At 54.5% G+C, this 14,520-nt stretch carries 12 protein-coding genes; 9 read left to right on the forward strand and 3 right to left on the reverse strand.

Going from position 1 to position 14,520, the window contains the following annotated elements; all coding sequences use genetic code 11:
* Positions 1-34: 34 nt before the first annotated feature.
* The 6 genes from DTHIO_RS05675 (at position 35) to pnp (ending at position 5,219) form a co-directional block, all read left to right on the forward strand.
* Positions 35-316: a DUF503 domain-containing protein gene (locus DTHIO_RS05675; protein WP_008869390.1), complete on the forward strand. Its 282-nt coding sequence runs from the start codon at positions 35-37 to the stop codon at positions 314-316.
* Positions 317-322: 6 nt separating this feature from the next.
* Positions 323-652: a 30S ribosome-binding factor RbfA gene (gene rbfA / locus DTHIO_RS05680; RefSeq protein WP_008869391.1), complete on the forward strand. Its 330-nt coding sequence runs from the start codon at positions 323-325 to the stop codon at positions 650-652.
* Entirely contained in the window at positions 633-1,595 is a 963-nt protein-coding gene (locus tag DTHIO_RS05685) for a DHH family phosphoesterase (RefSeq protein ID WP_008869392.1), read from the forward strand. Before rbfA ends, DTHIO_RS05685 begins: the two co-directional genes overlap by 20 nt.
* The gene (truB, locus tag DTHIO_RS05690; RefSeq protein ID WP_008869393.1) at positions 1,592-2,521 is read left to right on the forward strand and encodes a tRNA pseudouridine(55) synthase TruB; all 930 of its coding nucleotides are present in this window, start codon (positions 1,592-1,594) and stop codon (positions 2,519-2,521) included. Before DTHIO_RS05685 ends, truB begins: the two co-directional genes overlap by 4 nt.
* A 39-nt stretch (positions 2,522-2,560) precedes the next feature.
* The gene (rpsO, locus tag DTHIO_RS05695; RefSeq protein WP_435050720.1) at positions 2,561-2,824 is read left to right on the forward strand and encodes a 30S ribosomal protein S15; all 264 of its coding nucleotides are present in this window, start codon (positions 2,561-2,563) and stop codon (positions 2,822-2,824) included.
* Positions 2,825-2,999: 175 nt separating this feature from the next.
* A complete protein-coding gene (pnp, locus tag DTHIO_RS05700) occupies positions 3,000-5,219 on the forward strand; it encodes a polyribonucleotide nucleotidyltransferase (protein ID WP_008869395.1) in 2,220 nt (739 codons plus the stop codon).
* 153 nt (positions 5,220-5,372) lie between these two features.
* On the opposite strand, the gene DTHIO_RS05705 is transcribed toward pnp, so the two are convergent.
* On the reverse strand, positions 5,373-6,899 hold the full coding sequence (locus DTHIO_RS05705; RefSeq protein WP_008869396.1) for an ASKHA domain-containing protein: 1,527 nt from the start codon (positions 6,897-6,899) through the stop codon (positions 5,373-5,375).
* Between the two features lie 138 nt (positions 6,900-7,037).
* Between DTHIO_RS05705 and DTHIO_RS05710 the strand changes: the two genes are divergently transcribed.
* The gene (locus tag DTHIO_RS05710) at positions 7,038-8,216 is read left to right on the forward strand and encodes a TraB/GumN family protein (protein WP_008869397.1); all 1,179 of its coding nucleotides are present in this window, start codon (positions 7,038-7,040) and stop codon (positions 8,214-8,216) included.
* A gap of 12 nt (positions 8,217-8,228) precedes the next feature.
* Here DTHIO_RS05710 and DTHIO_RS05715 read toward each other — a convergent pair whose 3' ends face one another.
* Together DTHIO_RS05715 and DTHIO_RS05720 are read right to left on the reverse strand one after the other, a co-directional pair.
* Positions 8,229-10,949, reverse strand: coding sequence for a UPF0182 family membrane protein (locus DTHIO_RS05715; RefSeq protein ID WP_008869398.1), 2,721 nt, complete (start codon positions 10,947-10,949; stop codon positions 8,229-8,231).
* 250 nt (positions 10,950-11,199) lie between these two features.
* Positions 11,200-11,823 (reverse strand): CDP-alcohol phosphatidyltransferase family protein, encoded by a 624-nt coding sequence (locus tag DTHIO_RS05720; RefSeq protein WP_008869399.1) that lies wholly within the window; start codon positions 11,821-11,823, stop codon positions 11,200-11,202.
* A 192-nt stretch (positions 11,824-12,015) separates the two neighbouring features.
* Here DTHIO_RS05720 and nadC point away from each other — a divergent pair, with 192 nt between their 5' ends.
* On the forward strand, positions 12,016-12,885 hold the full coding sequence (gene nadC / locus DTHIO_RS05725; protein ID WP_008869400.1) for a carboxylating nicotinate-nucleotide diphosphorylase: 870 nt from the start codon (positions 12,016-12,018) through the stop codon (positions 12,883-12,885).
* A 52-nt stretch (positions 12,886-12,937) separates the two neighbouring features.
* A complete protein-coding gene (nadB, locus tag DTHIO_RS05730) occupies positions 12,938-14,518 on the forward strand; it encodes an L-aspartate oxidase (protein ID WP_008869401.1) in 1,581 nt (526 codons plus the stop codon).
* The last annotated feature ends 2 nt before the right edge of the window (positions 14,519-14,520 follow it).

Here is a 14,520-nt window from a genome sequence, read left to right on the forward strand (position 1 = left end):
AGCGGGCAGAAGTCAGTGGGCAGGGGGCAGTATAATGATGGTTGGAACACTTTATATAAATATCCGCCTGCACGGAATAACTTCGCTCAAGGCCAAACGCAAAATCAGCAGCAGCCTGAAGCAGAAACTCAAAAACAAGTTCAACCTGGCCGTGGCTGAAATAGGCTCGGAAAACAGCCTGGACCACCTGGAAATAGCCATGGTCACCCTGGCCAACGACAAGCTCCGGGTTGAGGAAATACTGAACAAGGCCCTGCAGATGGTGGAAGCAATGTCCACTGACGATCTGCAGGAAGTGAAAATAGAGGTTTTTTAAATAGCTATGCAGCCTGCAACATCAAGACGGGCCACACGGATGGCCGACAGCATCATGCGCGAACTGGGCAGGATCATTGTGGAGGAAGCCCGGGATCCGCGCCTGAACCTGGTGACCATCACCGGGGTGCTCATGAACAAAGACCTGAGCATTGCCCGGGTCATGTACACCCATATCCAGGGCCCCTCCCCGGAACTGGAAAAGGCCCTGGGAAGCGCCCGGGGGTTTTTAAGGTCCAGCCTGGGCCAGAATCTTAAAATGCGCTACGTCCCGGAACTCAGGTTCGAGTGGGATACATATCTGCAGGAGATGGTGTATGATTCCCGTTCCCAGTGAACTCACCCGGGCACTTAAAACCGGGGACAATTTTCTTGTGACCTCGCATGTAAAGCCGGACGGTGATTCCATAGGCTCCATGTCTGCAGCCGGGCATATACTCAAAAGCCTGGGCAAAAAATTTGTTCTGTACAACGAAAGCGGTCTGCCGGGAAAATACACCTGGCTGGACCTGCCGGCAAAAATACATAACAGGCCGCCGGACAACAATTTTGACTGGATTGTGGTCCTGGACAGCGCTTCTCCGGAACGCCCTGGGGAATACATTGCCGACAGGATCAACCAAGTGCCCACTATAAATATCGACCATCACCCGGACAATCCGGACTTTGGCTCCATCAACTGGGTGGACCCGGGCTTCTCCTCTGTGGGGGAAATGATGTCCCTGGTGGCCAGGCAACTGAACCTGGAACTAAAAGGTCCCCTGGCCCACGGCATTTATCTGGCCATTGTCTCGGACACAGGATTTTTCAGCTTCGGCAACACAACACCCGGTGTCCTGGAGGTGACCGCCCAGATGGTCCGTCAGGGCCTGGATCCCGGGCAGATCAATCCCCTCATCACCAACCAGTGGTCAGTGGGCAGAATCCGTCTGCACGGCCTGGCCCTGCAGCGCTCGGAATTCGTTGACAACGGGCGTATCGGCATCATCTGCATCACTAAGGACATGCTCAAAAACACCGGCACCGGACCAGAGGACTGCGAGGGACTAGTCAACATGCTCCTCAAGGTCAGCGGAGTAAAGATAGCCTGTACCCTGCGCGAGGATGACGAAGGTGGTGTCAAGATGAGCCTGCGCAGTGCCGGACAAGACGATGTAAGCAGGATTGCATCGCATCTGGGTGGTGGAGGACACAGAAACGCCTCCGGAGGCATCATCAATGCACCCTTGCAGGAGGCCCGTGAAATGGTTATCGCCGGTGCCCGCAGGTCTATACAATGAGCCCGGGTCCCAGGTCCTCCAAGGCCTTTCATCCAGACGGAGTCATGGTCCTGAACAAGCCGGAGGGTCCTACTTCCACTGCATGTCTGAACAAAATAAAATCGCGCTTCAAGCTGAAAAAGCTGGGCCACGCCGGCACCCTGGATCCCATGGCCAGGGGTGTACTGGTGGCTTTGCTTGGCCAGGCCACCAAACTGGCTCCCTACATCACTGAAGGCCGCAAGACGTACTGGGGGGTTATCCGCCTGGGAGTCAGCACAGATACATACGATATGCAGGGAACCGTGCTGGAGGAAAAGGACTGTTCCGAGGTTTCCCCGGAGACTATAGAGCGGGAAATAAAGTCCTGGGAAGACCTCAAAGAACAGCCTGTACCAGCGGTATCTGCAGCCAAGCACCAGGGAAAACCATTTTATGCCCTGGCCAGGGCTGGACAAGAGGTCCCCTGCAAGACTAAAGAAATAGATATTTACCAGGCCCAGGTTCTAAATATAGAACCGCCCCTGGTGGAATTCCGGATAACCTGCTCCGCAGGCACCTATGTACGGTCCCTGGCCCACAGCCTGGGGATGCGCGTGGGATGCTGCGCGGCTCTGGCAGAGCTTGTCCGGGAAAAAAGCCATCCCTTTTCCCTGGACCAGGCCGTGGACCTGGACACCCTCATGGAAGCAAGGGATCTAAACGAACACCTGCTGCCCATCCCCCGGGCCATGTCTCACTGGGAGCATGTCAGGCTGGACCCTGAGCAGGAAGCGTTCGTGCGCAACGGCCGCCCCATTGAAGCAAGAAATGCGCCCCGGACAGTTGATGGACAGCATCCAAGGGCACTTCTTCTTTCCATGGACGGCTCTTCGCTGGCCCTGGCCGAGGCCCGGAAAACGGATGGCCGGTTGATGTGGTCCATAATCAGGGGATTGTGGACTTGATTCTTTATTATTCAATTCAAGGAGGATACAGCTGTGGTCATGGAACCCAAGGACAAATCCAAGATTATTGAGGAATTTAAACAGCACGAAAACGACACTGGTTCGCCTGAAGTCCAGGTCGCTCTGCTTACTGAACGTATCAAGTATCTCACGGAACACTTCAAGACCCACAAGAAGGATTTTCATTCCCGTACAGGTCTTTTGAAGCTGGTGGGCAAAAGAAGAAAGCTGCTTACTTACCTCAAGGAAAAAAATGTAGAGCGTTACCGACAGCTTATTTCCAGGCTGGGACTCAGGAAATAATCCCGGCAAACCCCGGTTTTCGGTGCGTCAGTGTATACAGGCATCCCGGCGTATAAAATTAAAGTACCGGCAACAATACATAGACGCACCGTAAACCCGACAGCCATGCTAAGGCAGAGCCGGACACGAGGCACCTGCTGAAATGCAAATACTTACATAAGGATAGATAAAAATTATGCTGAAAGAATTTAATAGTACCAAGATCACCTCTGTTGCCGGCGACTGCAAGATTAATTTCGAAACCGGCAAAATGGCCAACCAGGCCCACGGCTCGGTTCTTGTGCAGAGCGGAGATACAGTGGTCCTGGTTACTGCAGTCACCCAGCCCATGGAGAACAACCCCGGATTTTTTCCGTTGACGGTCAATTACCAGGAAATGTCCTACGCTGCCGGCAAGATACCAGGAAGCTATTTCCGCCGGGAAATCGGCAGGCCAAGCGAACGTGAGACCCTGGTTTCCAGGCTCATTGACCGCTCCATAAGGCCGCTTTTTCCGGAAACATTCAACGACGAAGTCCAGGTCATGGCCACGGTGCTTTCGGCAGACCCGGTGAATGATCCGGACATACTGGCCATCAGCGGCGCTTCGGCCGCCCTGCACATGTCCAAGATCCCGTTTATGGGCCCCCTGGCCGGAGCCCGGGTGGGTTACATAGATGACGAATTCATTTTGAACCCCAGCCTCAAGCTCCTGGACCAGAGCGATCTAAGCCTCATGGTGGCTTCCACCCGCAACGGGGTGGTCATGGTTGAGGGGGTAGCCGACTTTGTGCCCGAAGACATCGTGGCCAGGGCCATAGACTGGGCCAGTCAGCAGGTAATACCCATTCTGGACAGCCAGGAAGAACTGCGCAGTCAGTGCGGCCGGGAAAAAATGGAAATACCTGCAGAACCGGAAAGAGATCTGGAACTGGAAGAGATGGTCAAAGAAATGGCCGCTGGTGACCTGGCCAGGGCCCTGGAAACCCAGGGAAAAATGCATAGAAAAAACGCCAAGTCTGAAGTCAAGGAACGAGTACAGGCCTCTTTGCAGGAAAAACTCGGCCCTGAATCAGAGAGGCTGGATAAATTCGGGGGGATTTTCAAGGACCTGGAAAAAAGCATAATGCGGGAAAAGATCAGCTCGGAAAAGATCCGCATTGATGGACGGGACTTGAAGACCGTTCGCCCGCTGAGCATGGAAGTAGGCCTTTTGCCCCGCACCCACGGCTCCGCCCTGTTCACCCGGGGGGAAACCACAGCCCTGACCATTGCCACCCTGGGCAGCTCCACAGATATCCAGCACATCGAGACCCTGTCCGGGGACAGCAGCAAAAGCTTCATGCTGCATTACAACTTTCCCCCTTACTGCGTGGGAGAGGTAAAGTTTCTGCGCGGGCCTTCCAGGCGGGAAATAGGACACGGTGTCCTGGCCGAACGGGCCATTCAGCCTGTCCTGCCCTCTTCGGAAGATTTCCCCTTCACCATTCGCCTGGTATCTGAAATCATGGACAGCAACGGCTCATCATCCATGGCCACTGTATGCGGCGGCACCCTGGCTCTGATGGATGCCGGGATTCCTGTAAAGGAGCCTGTGGCCGGAATCGCCATGGGGCTTATCCGGGAAAATGACGAATACCTCGTGCTCACGGATATACTGGGCGACGAGGATCACCTGGGAGACATGGATTTCAAGGTGGCCGGCTCCTATGACGGCATCACCGCTGTACAGATGGACATCAAGATCTCGGGGATTTCCGGGGAAATCATGCACCAGGCCCTGGATCAGGCCCTGGAAGCCCGCCGGCACATCCTGGACCAGATGAAGCAGGTGATAGATGAGCCCAGAAAAGAGCTGTCTCCTTTTGCTCCCAAAATGGAAGTCATCCATGTGGACACCAACAAGATAAAGGACGTCATAGGCCCGTCAGGCAAGCATATAAAGGCCATCACCGCAGAAACCGGGTCATCCATAGACATAGAGGACTCCGGCAAGATATCCATCTTCGCCCCGTCAGAAGAAATCCTGCAGAAGACCAAGGAAATGATCCTTTTTTACAACCAGAAGCCGGAGCTGGGCAAGGATTACGAAGGTGTAGTCACCAGGCTTCTGGATTTCGGGGCAGTGGTGGAGATCCTGCCCGGACTGGACGGACTGGTGCATATCTCCCAGCTGGATACCGCAAGAGTGGAAAAGGTCTCGGACGTGGTCAATATCGGGGACAAGATCAAGGTCAAGGTCATCGAGATCGATGACCGGGGCAAGGTGCGCCTGAGCCGCATGGCCGTACTCATGGAAGAACAGGGCAAGACCTTTGACATGTCTTCAGCTTCCAGGCCCGGACCCAAAAAAGGCGGCGGTGGCGGACGTTCCGGCGGACCTCCCAGAGGCGGAGGCGGAGGCGGACGCAGGTAAAAAGAAAGATTCAGGGCATTGGGAATTATGGGATTAAGGGATTGGGGGATTGAGGGATTGAGGTTATATACAGGATGAAAGTACACCGTTAATATAAGGCCCAGCAACTTTTTACCCAGAGCGAGTCAAACTCAAAATGGGTAAAAAGTTGTTTTATCCCTGATTGGCAGGAGTGAACTGGAAACGCATGTGCCTGAAAAAACCGGTATTGAAAAAATCCCGGTCCTCGGCCAGGGGCAGGCTGCGCATCTTTTGGGGCAGCTTTTGCACCCAGTTCCTGGCTTCCTGATCTCTGGCCAGCATGAGCGCCCCTTTCAGGGAAGTGTTGCCCGCCACCCTGCACTTGTGAAAAGCCCCCCTGGGCAGAAATCCCAGTTCCTCCAGGTCCTGCAGCCTGAAATGCTCTCCCAGTGCCCCGGCCATGTAGATCCGGGGTACCTGGTCCATGGTCATGGAGGTCTTCTCCAGGAGATATTCCAGGCCCAGGGTAAATGCGGCCTTGACCTTGAGCATTTCTTCCACGTCCCTGCCCCCCAGAAAAAAGTTCTTTCCCAGGACCACCCTGTTGTTCTGCACATGCACTTTGTCCGCCACCCTGGTCTGGGGTCTTTTGAAGCTGCCCTTATCATCCATGCATCCAAGCCTGAGCAACAGGCTTGCCAGGGACAGGTATCCACTGCCCGAGACCAGGCCGTTCCAGTCTGCAATATCCGGCTGGATTCCTTTCTGGGTAAAATCAAATCCCGAGGCTACACCGTCACCGAAGGCACTGCCGAATCTGAGCCCCACCCCTTCCAGGGCCGGGCCCAGGGCCACACTGGTGCAGAAATACTCGCCCGGGCCAAGCCCCAGTACCATTTCACCATTGGTGCCCAGATCAAAAAACAAAAAAGGAAAAGTTGCCTTTTCCTGCAGAATAAGGCAGGTAAGGCCGCTGGATATATCTGCTCCCACAAAGGGCGAGATAAGAGGTGGAATAAAAACCCTCTGCCTGATTCCCGGCAGGGCAAAAAAGTCTCCGGCCGGGCCGCCCAGGTGGTATGGATGACCGGCCAGCCCGGCAATATCCAGGCCCAGCAGCAGATGAATCATGGCCGGATTGCCGGTAATGCAGGCCGGGATGCTCTCAGGAGAAAGCTCGAGAATTCTTTGGAGCTCTTGCAGCAGAAGGTCCTGAAGTTGCTGGAAGTGTTCCCGGCTTTCCCGGGCATAAGCCAGCCTGGACATGACTTCGCTGCCTGATCCCATCTGGGGATTTAATACAGTACCTGTGCTTGGCCCGCCTCGGTCATGGGCAAACCCCCATTTAATGCTGGTAGTGCCCAGGTCCACCCCGGCTGCAACAGGAGCGGCACGGCTCTGCCACTCGGATTTTTCCGGCTTTTGCTGCCTGGGGATTTCAAGGACCATGTCCGCATCCGGAAAATGGGCGCAAGCCAGGCGATACCCCCGGGACAGTTCTTCGGGGCTGAAAAAATCATAATCTTTGTCCGAAGGCTCAGGCGCGCCGCTGTGAAAAAGCACCCTGCACCCGCCGCACAGGCCAAGGCCCGAACAAAGTGGCACCCCGGCCAGAAACCCGTGCTGAAAAAGGTTGAGGGACAGGGGTGCTGCAGGATCAGGTTTTATTTCCCTGCGGGCATTGTTTTGTAAAACACGCATTCTCGTCACTTGCATCATCTACAGGTTAGACTTATGATATCATCTTTGATCCACGGGGCGGCCCGAAACAACCGGATACAGAAAAAACGCAAGGCCCTCAAGCAGGCTGCGGGCCTCTTGTCAACATAATACACCCATCAGGAGCATTCACAAGAAATGAGTCAGCAAAACCCGGGCAACCTGGAAAATCTGCAACAGATCCAGGCAGGCGAAAAAACCGTATACCTGCTGGGCACAGCCCACGTTTCCCAGCAGAGCGTTGATGATGTTCAGCAGGCTGTAGAGCAGATACGTCCGGACACCATCTGCGTTGAACTCTGTCCTTCCAGGTATCAGACCCTGGTGCACCCCGATGTATGGAAAAACACGGACATCTACCAGGTTATCAAGGAAAACAAGGCCCTTTTCCTGCTGGCCCAATTGGGACTCAGCGCTTTTTACCGCAAAATCGGCCAAAAGCTCGGGGTCAAGCCCGGCGCGGAAATGCTCGAAGGTGTAAGGCAGGCTGAACGCACCGGGGCGGATCTCGTACTGGCGGACAGGGATGTGAACATAACCCTGAAAAGGGTCTGGGGTTCTTTGTCCATGTGGGGCAAATTCAAGCTCTTGATGCAGCTTCTTGCGGGAATGGTCTTTCCCGGGGACATCAAAAAAGAAGACATTGAAAAACTCAAAAAAAAGGACCAGCTCCAGGTGGTCATGGATGAGTTTTCCAGATCCTTCCCCCAGATTCAGAAATCACTCATTGACGAACGTGATCAGTACCTGGCCCACAAGATCGCCGAAAGCCCCGGAAAAACCATCCTGGTGATAGTCGGTGCGGGGCATATTCCCGGCATAACCACCTACCTGGACCAGGATATCGACATCGGCCCACTGACTGAAATGCCCGGGAAGGCTGTCTGGCCGACCATCATCAAGTGGGGCATCCCCTTAGTCATTATCGGCCTGCTGGTGCTTGGTTTTGTGACCCAGGGGGCGCAGCATTCCGTGCAGTCCATATATATCTGGATCCTGGTCAACGGACTGTGCTCCGCCTTAGCTGTAAGCCTGGCCCTGGCTCATCCCTACACCATTATGGCCGCATTTGTGGCCGCACCCCTGACCAGCCTCAACCCCACCATGGCCGCCGGGTGGATAGCCGGCCTGGTGCAGGCCTGGGTCAAAAAGCCGCTGGTCTCGGACCTGGAACACCTGCCCAAGGCCTTTACTTCTATCAAGGCCTTCTGGATGAACCCGGTATGCCGGATCCTCCTGGTGGTGGTCCTGGCCAACCAGGGCAGCGTCCTGGGCACCTTTGTGGCCGGCACCTGGATCTTTACCAGGGTGTTTTAGTGGACAGAAGCGTTACCTGAGCATCTCCTTCAGGCCGTCCAGGACTTCCTGCAGGCTGTCCACAGCCTCGCGCAGGCCTTCGCGGAACTCGGGCAGGACCCTGTCTTCGCGGTCTTCGCGTACAGGCAGTTCCTCGTCGGTCTCCACCACCGGGGCCACTGCAGGCAATTCCCCCACCAAAGCGTCAATGGAGTCGTCCAGAATCTGGTGCATGACCACCTGCTCCGAATCAGCCAGGATTATCCTTCGAAGCTCCGGAAAATCCAGGGTATCGGGCTTCAAGAACACCGGTTCGGCATAAAGCAGGGAATCTCCTACAGGTATGACCAGCAGGATGCCCCTGGAGACCTCTGAACCCACCTGCCCCCAGAGGGTGAACTGCTCCGAAATGATGGCATCGTTGTCTATTCGGGCCTCCACCTGGTTCGGCCCGTCCACGTGTCTTCCAGATGGGAAGTTGTACAGCACCATTTCCCCCAGGTTTTCACCATCGCTTCTGGCGGCCAGCCAGCCCACCAGATTGTGCCTGTCCACAGGGGTAAAGGGCTGTATAAGCAGAAACTCTTCTTTTTCTTCCCCTGGAAGCCTGGCAACAATATAATATGGCTGCAAAACCTCGGTTTGTCCGAAAGAATGCTGGACCGGCACTGACCACTGATCCTCCTTGTTGTAAAAGACCACCGGATCCTGCATATGGTATTCCAGAAGTTTCTGACTCTGAACTGTAAACAGGTCCAGAGGATAGCGGACATGATCTCTCAAATACTCCGGCATTTCCTCCAGGGGCTTGAAAAGATCCGGAAAAACAGCATCATAGGTCCGCACCACTGGATCGTCCGGGTCTGATATGTAGTAATCCATGTGACCGTGATAGGCATCAGCCACAGTCTTGACGCTGTTGCGCATGTAGTTGAAAGCTCTCTGCCATGGGGCTGAGTAGGGATACCTGGAGGTAACGGTATAAGCATCCTGAATCCAGTAGACCTTGCCATCGGCCACAACGCTGTAGGCTTCACGGTCTCTTTGCAGGAAAGGAGTCAGCACGGAAAAACGCTCCGGAATGGTTCGCCGGTACTGGATAAGGCTTTCCCGGGTCACCTCGTTGGATATCAGGATATTGATATCGCTGAATTTCCAGGCATACATGAGCCGGCGGAAAAACGAATCCAGCTTTACCCCGCCTTCTCCCTCGTAATGGGTGTATACCGGGCCTTCAGGGCCGGGATAGTTGAACTCCTGCATGCGGCTGCGAACTATAAGGTAGTCCAGGCTCTTGAGTCCATAGTATATTTCAGGCCTGTCAAGGTTTACCTTGCCGGTGGGTGGTACATCCCGGATAAAAAACCCGGGACGCCCTCCGGACTCCACTTCAGTCACCGGGGTCATGGCCACGCCGTAGCCGTGGGTGAACTGCAGCCTGCGGTTGACCCAGCGCTGGGCTTCACTGGGCAGCTTGTCCGCGGACAGCTCCCTGGTGGCCAGCATGACCTGCCGCAGCTCGTCATCAACATTGTAGCGATCGGTGTGCACCTGCAGAAAATCATAGTAAAGCCGGAAAAACTGGATCTGGTTATAACTCTGCAGAAGCGGCCCCTCGTCCCACAGACGGACATTGCGCACCGTGCCTTCGTTGTCCTCTATGGTCTGACGATCCATTTCACCTCTGGCAGGATGGCGCTGGGAAGCAATATTGTCCAGACCATAGGCCTGTCTGGTAAAATTAATATTGTGCTCCAGGTAATCGCGTTCCCGGGCCAGTTCACTAGGTTCCACCATAAACCGCTGCACCAGTCCGGGAGCCAGATGCACCAGCACTATATTCAGGCCGAACCAGGCTGCCAGGGCCACAACCATGAGCTGCCTGCCCCGGTAGAAGGGTGCTGCAGCCAATACTCCGGCTGCAGCCAGGGCCACAAAAGTCATAATCGCCAGTCCCGGGCGCAGCACCTTGTCTTCGGTAAACCCTATGCCGTAGACTGCACCCATGGTTGAATTGAGCAGGTCATAGCGGCCCAGCCAGTGTCCCAGAGCCATGATCAGAAGAACTCCTGCTCCGAGAAGGGCCAGGTGGGTCCTGACCCTGCCGGTGAAGCTGAACTGTTCTCCGCGCAGAAGGCTGTTCAGGAAATAGTATGCCGCAACGATTATCAGCACAAATATCACTGCCACCAGCAGCCAGGAACGGACAAAGTCCAGCATGGGCATGGAAAAGACATAAAAGCCCAGGTCGTTGCCGAAAATGGGATCTGACTCTTCAAAGGGCACCTGATGCATAAACAAAAGCGCCTTTTCCCATTGCGAGGCAAAGGACCTGGCCAGGACAACCGCCCCCAGACCGGCTGCGCAGAAAGCCCCCCAGAAAACCAGGGTACGGGCTTTGTAATAAAGCTGCATGGGAACATTCTGGTTTATAAGGCGCAGGCTGGTGATATTTTTGTGGGCCAGGTAGATATTGGGCAGGGCCAGAGCCAGAAAAACCGCCGCCCCCAGAAAAAACATGCCCACGCTGGTATACAGAATTTTGAGAATTATCTGCTGATAACCCAGGCTGCTGAACCACAGCCAGTCGGTGTAAAAGGACTGGGCCCAGCCGATCCCGGACAGGACAAGAATAAAGGCCACCACAGCCAGACCCACTTTGGCCAGCTTGTAGATCCTGGAAAAATCCAGGTCTTCCAGCCTGAACTGTGGACCCTGCCACCTGGGATCATTGGGACCAAACATATTGGACATCTGATATACCTCTACGACATCTGTTAAAAAATTAAAAAATTATTGAGCACACCTTGTGTCTGCTCTTATCCCCTCTTCCCCCATGTTTACCCCGTGAAATATACGAAGTATCAGCGCAGCGAATTTCACCGGGGCCCTATGCCCCATGCTCCATGCCCTAACTCCGGCCAAACGGAAACTCCAAACTCCCCTGCTATTCCTGAATCCCTCAATACCTCAATCCCTGAATCCCTCAATTTCATGCCTCATGCTAAATCATAAAACTGTACTGATTACGTACATGCACGATTCTCTGTCCGACAGTAAAAGCGCATGCCAGCAGAAAAACGCTGATTCCGATCCAGAGCAGGGCCTCTGCCGTACCCGGCACAACCACCAGCAAAAAAGCCCAGACCAGCATATACACCACCCTGACAGACCTGGTCATGAGCCCTGTGTCGCAGTCCAGGCCTGCGGCTTCAGCCCCGGCCTTTATATAGCTTATGAGGTACATGCTCAGCAGAGCCAGGAAAAACAAAATGGTGGCTTCCAGTATCCAGCGTCCGTCCAGCCAGAAAAGCACCCAGAACCCCATGAGAAAAAAAGTGTCTCTGATGCGGTCCAGGGTTGAATCCAGAAATACCCCGAAGGAACTCTTTGGCCCGCTGTCCCTGGCCAGCAGGCCGTCGGCGCTGTCAGCTATGCCCGCCAGGGCTATGAGCAAAAGCCCCCAGAAAGCATGTGCTGAAAATCCCAAGGGTACCATAATGGCAAATACCAGCCCGGCAAAGGTAACCCTGTTGGGGGTGAAGCCTCTGTTTTTTATAAAAGGCAAGACAGCATTTTCCAGTCCTCGATAGTACAGCCTCCCAGGGCTGCTGTCTCTCAATGACATCCTGACAACCTCCTCTTGTGCAAACAGTTGAACGGGCAACCAACCTGTCCGGAAACGAAGAATGAAGACTTTGTAACCTCGAGTTATTTTTTTTACAAGCTTTACATACCCGCCCGGCATGCATAGAAGTTACGGGGTTATCAACAGGATATTGTCAACTATTGCCGTGGGCAGATATAGGGGCAGGCACTTATGAAAAAACAAAACGACTTTGAAAACTTTTTTCACGCCGGGATCATGGATCACCTGGAGGCCCTGATCAGACTCGCCCTTCAGGAAGATGGACAGGATCTGACCTCCATGGCCGTATTCAGTCCAGAAGACAAATGCCTGGCTGTCATCAAGGCCAGACAGAAGACCCTGGTTGCAGGACTCCCCCTGGTCCAGATCATACTGAACAAAATAGCCGGTGAAAGCCGGCCGGAATTTATGGTCCAGGAAGGAGACCTTGTGGACCCGAACACCCCGGTGGTGAACATCAGGGGCGGCACATGCAAAATCCTTCGGGCTGAGAGAATAATTCTGAACTTCATGGCCAGACTTTCGGGGATCGCCAACCTTACCCGGGCCTATATCCAGAAAATCCAAGATACTGATGTCAAACTCCTGGATACCAGGAAAACCACCCCCGGGCATCGCTACCTGGAAAAGTACGCCGTACGCCTGGGCGGAGGCATGAACCATCGCATGGACCTGGAAGAAATGCTCATGCTCAAGGACAACCATATCGACCAGGCCGGGAGCATAGAAAAGGCTGTGCAGATACTCCGCAATACTTACCAGCCTTGTCCGCCTGTAGAAGTGGAATGCCGCAGTGTGGATGACGTGCGCGAGGCGGTCAGGGCTGGATCAGATAGAATCATGCTGGACAACATGGGTATGGATGAAATAAGATTCTCACTTAAAATAACCAGGCAGGCCGGGGTGGAAAGCGAGATCAGCGGAGGCGTAAACCTGGACAATATACGGGATCTGGCCCTTCTTGGCCCAACATACATATCCGTGGGCGCCCTGACCCACTCGGCCGTTGCCGCGGATTTCAGCATGAATATGGAAATCTGATTGATCATGCAGCATATCTCCCCTTACAAACAGATAAACAAGGACTGATTATATGTCGGATACCACTCTGGAAACCCGGGTACTGATCATCGGTTCCGGTATAGCCGGATGCACTGCAGCCCTTCACCTGGCACGCAAAGGGCGGGATGTCCTGCTGGTCTGCTCCGGCTTATCCATGGATGACGGCAACTCTGCACTGGCCCAGGGAGGGATAGTCTACAAGGCCCCTGAAGACACCCCTGACCTCATGGAAAACGACATTCTTACGGCTGGATGGAATTACAATCACCTCCAGGCGGTCCGCTACCTGTGTCTTAGAGGCCCGGAAGTGGTGCAAAAAATTCTCATCGAGGACCTGCAGGTGCCCTTTGACAGCCTGAACGGTTCTTTTCATCTTACCCGTGAAGGAGGGCACAGCCTGGCCAGGGTCCTTCACTGCGCCGACTATACCGGCCGGGCCATAATGGACGCCTATATCAAGGCCGTAAAAAAGGAGCCCAATATAAAGGTGCTTACCGGTCATACCGCAGTTGACCTGCTCACCACTCATCACCACTGCACCCGCAAGGAAATCAGGTACCATCTGAACAACCGGTGCATGGGGGCTTATGTCCTGGAGCAGGCCACCGGCAATGTTCTCAAGGTCCTGGCGGACTACACCATTCTGGCCTCCGGAGGTATGGGCCAGATCTATCTCAATACCACCAACTGCAGGCTTTCCCTGGGTTCAGCCGTATCCATGGGCCACCGGGCCGGGGCCAGAATGATGAACCTGGAGTTCATCCAGTTCCACCCCACTGCCCTTTTTCACCGCGGACCTCGCAAATTTCTCATTACAGAAGCCCTGCGCGGCGAGGGTGCATTCCTGGTCAATGCCCGCGGAGAACCCTTTATGCACAAGTACGATTCCCGAAAAGACCTGGCTCCCAGGGATATCGTCACCAGGGCCATTGTGGATGAAATGCTCGCCACACACGAGGATATGGTTTTCCTGGATGCTGCAACGCACATTCAGAACCCGGACAAGAGATTTCCCACCATTCACAAGAAATGCCTGGAACTGGGCATAGACATACGCGATCAGCTTATCCCTGTGGTGCCAGCGGCCCATTATTTCTGCGGGGGAATCCTGGTGGACACAACAGGAAGAACAACCATAGAAAGGCTTTTTGCCGCCGGCGAATGCGCCTGTACCGGGGTACACGGTGCCAATCGCCTGGCCAGCACCTCCCTTCTGGAAGCCCTGCTCTGGGGTCAGACCATCGCCGAAACCATAGCCTCCAGGCTTGGCGCAAGATCCAGGCTAAGCCAGAAAACAAAGGCCTCTGTGCCGGACTGGAAGTTTCTGGGCAACAAGCAGAACGAAGATCCGGTACTCATTGCCCAGGACTGGGCCACCATCAAGAATACCATGTGGAATTATGTGGGAATAAACAGGACCAGGCCCAGGCTGCAGCGAGGCTTTGAGGACATGCGCAACCTGAACAAGAGACTGCACGATTTCTACAGGGAAACACCAATTTCACAGCCCCTGGTGGAGCTTTTCCACGGGTGTTACTCAGCTTATCTCATAACCACCGCGGCCCTGCGCAACAAGCAGAGCCTGGGCTGTCATCAGAGAAACGAGGAGTAAGA

It is taken from the genome of Desulfonatronospira thiodismutans ASO3-1 (genome assembly GCF_000174435.1).
Lineage (GTDB): Bacteria > Desulfobacterota > Desulfovibrionia > Desulfovibrionales > Desulfonatronovibrionaceae > Desulfonatronospira > Desulfonatronospira thiodismutans.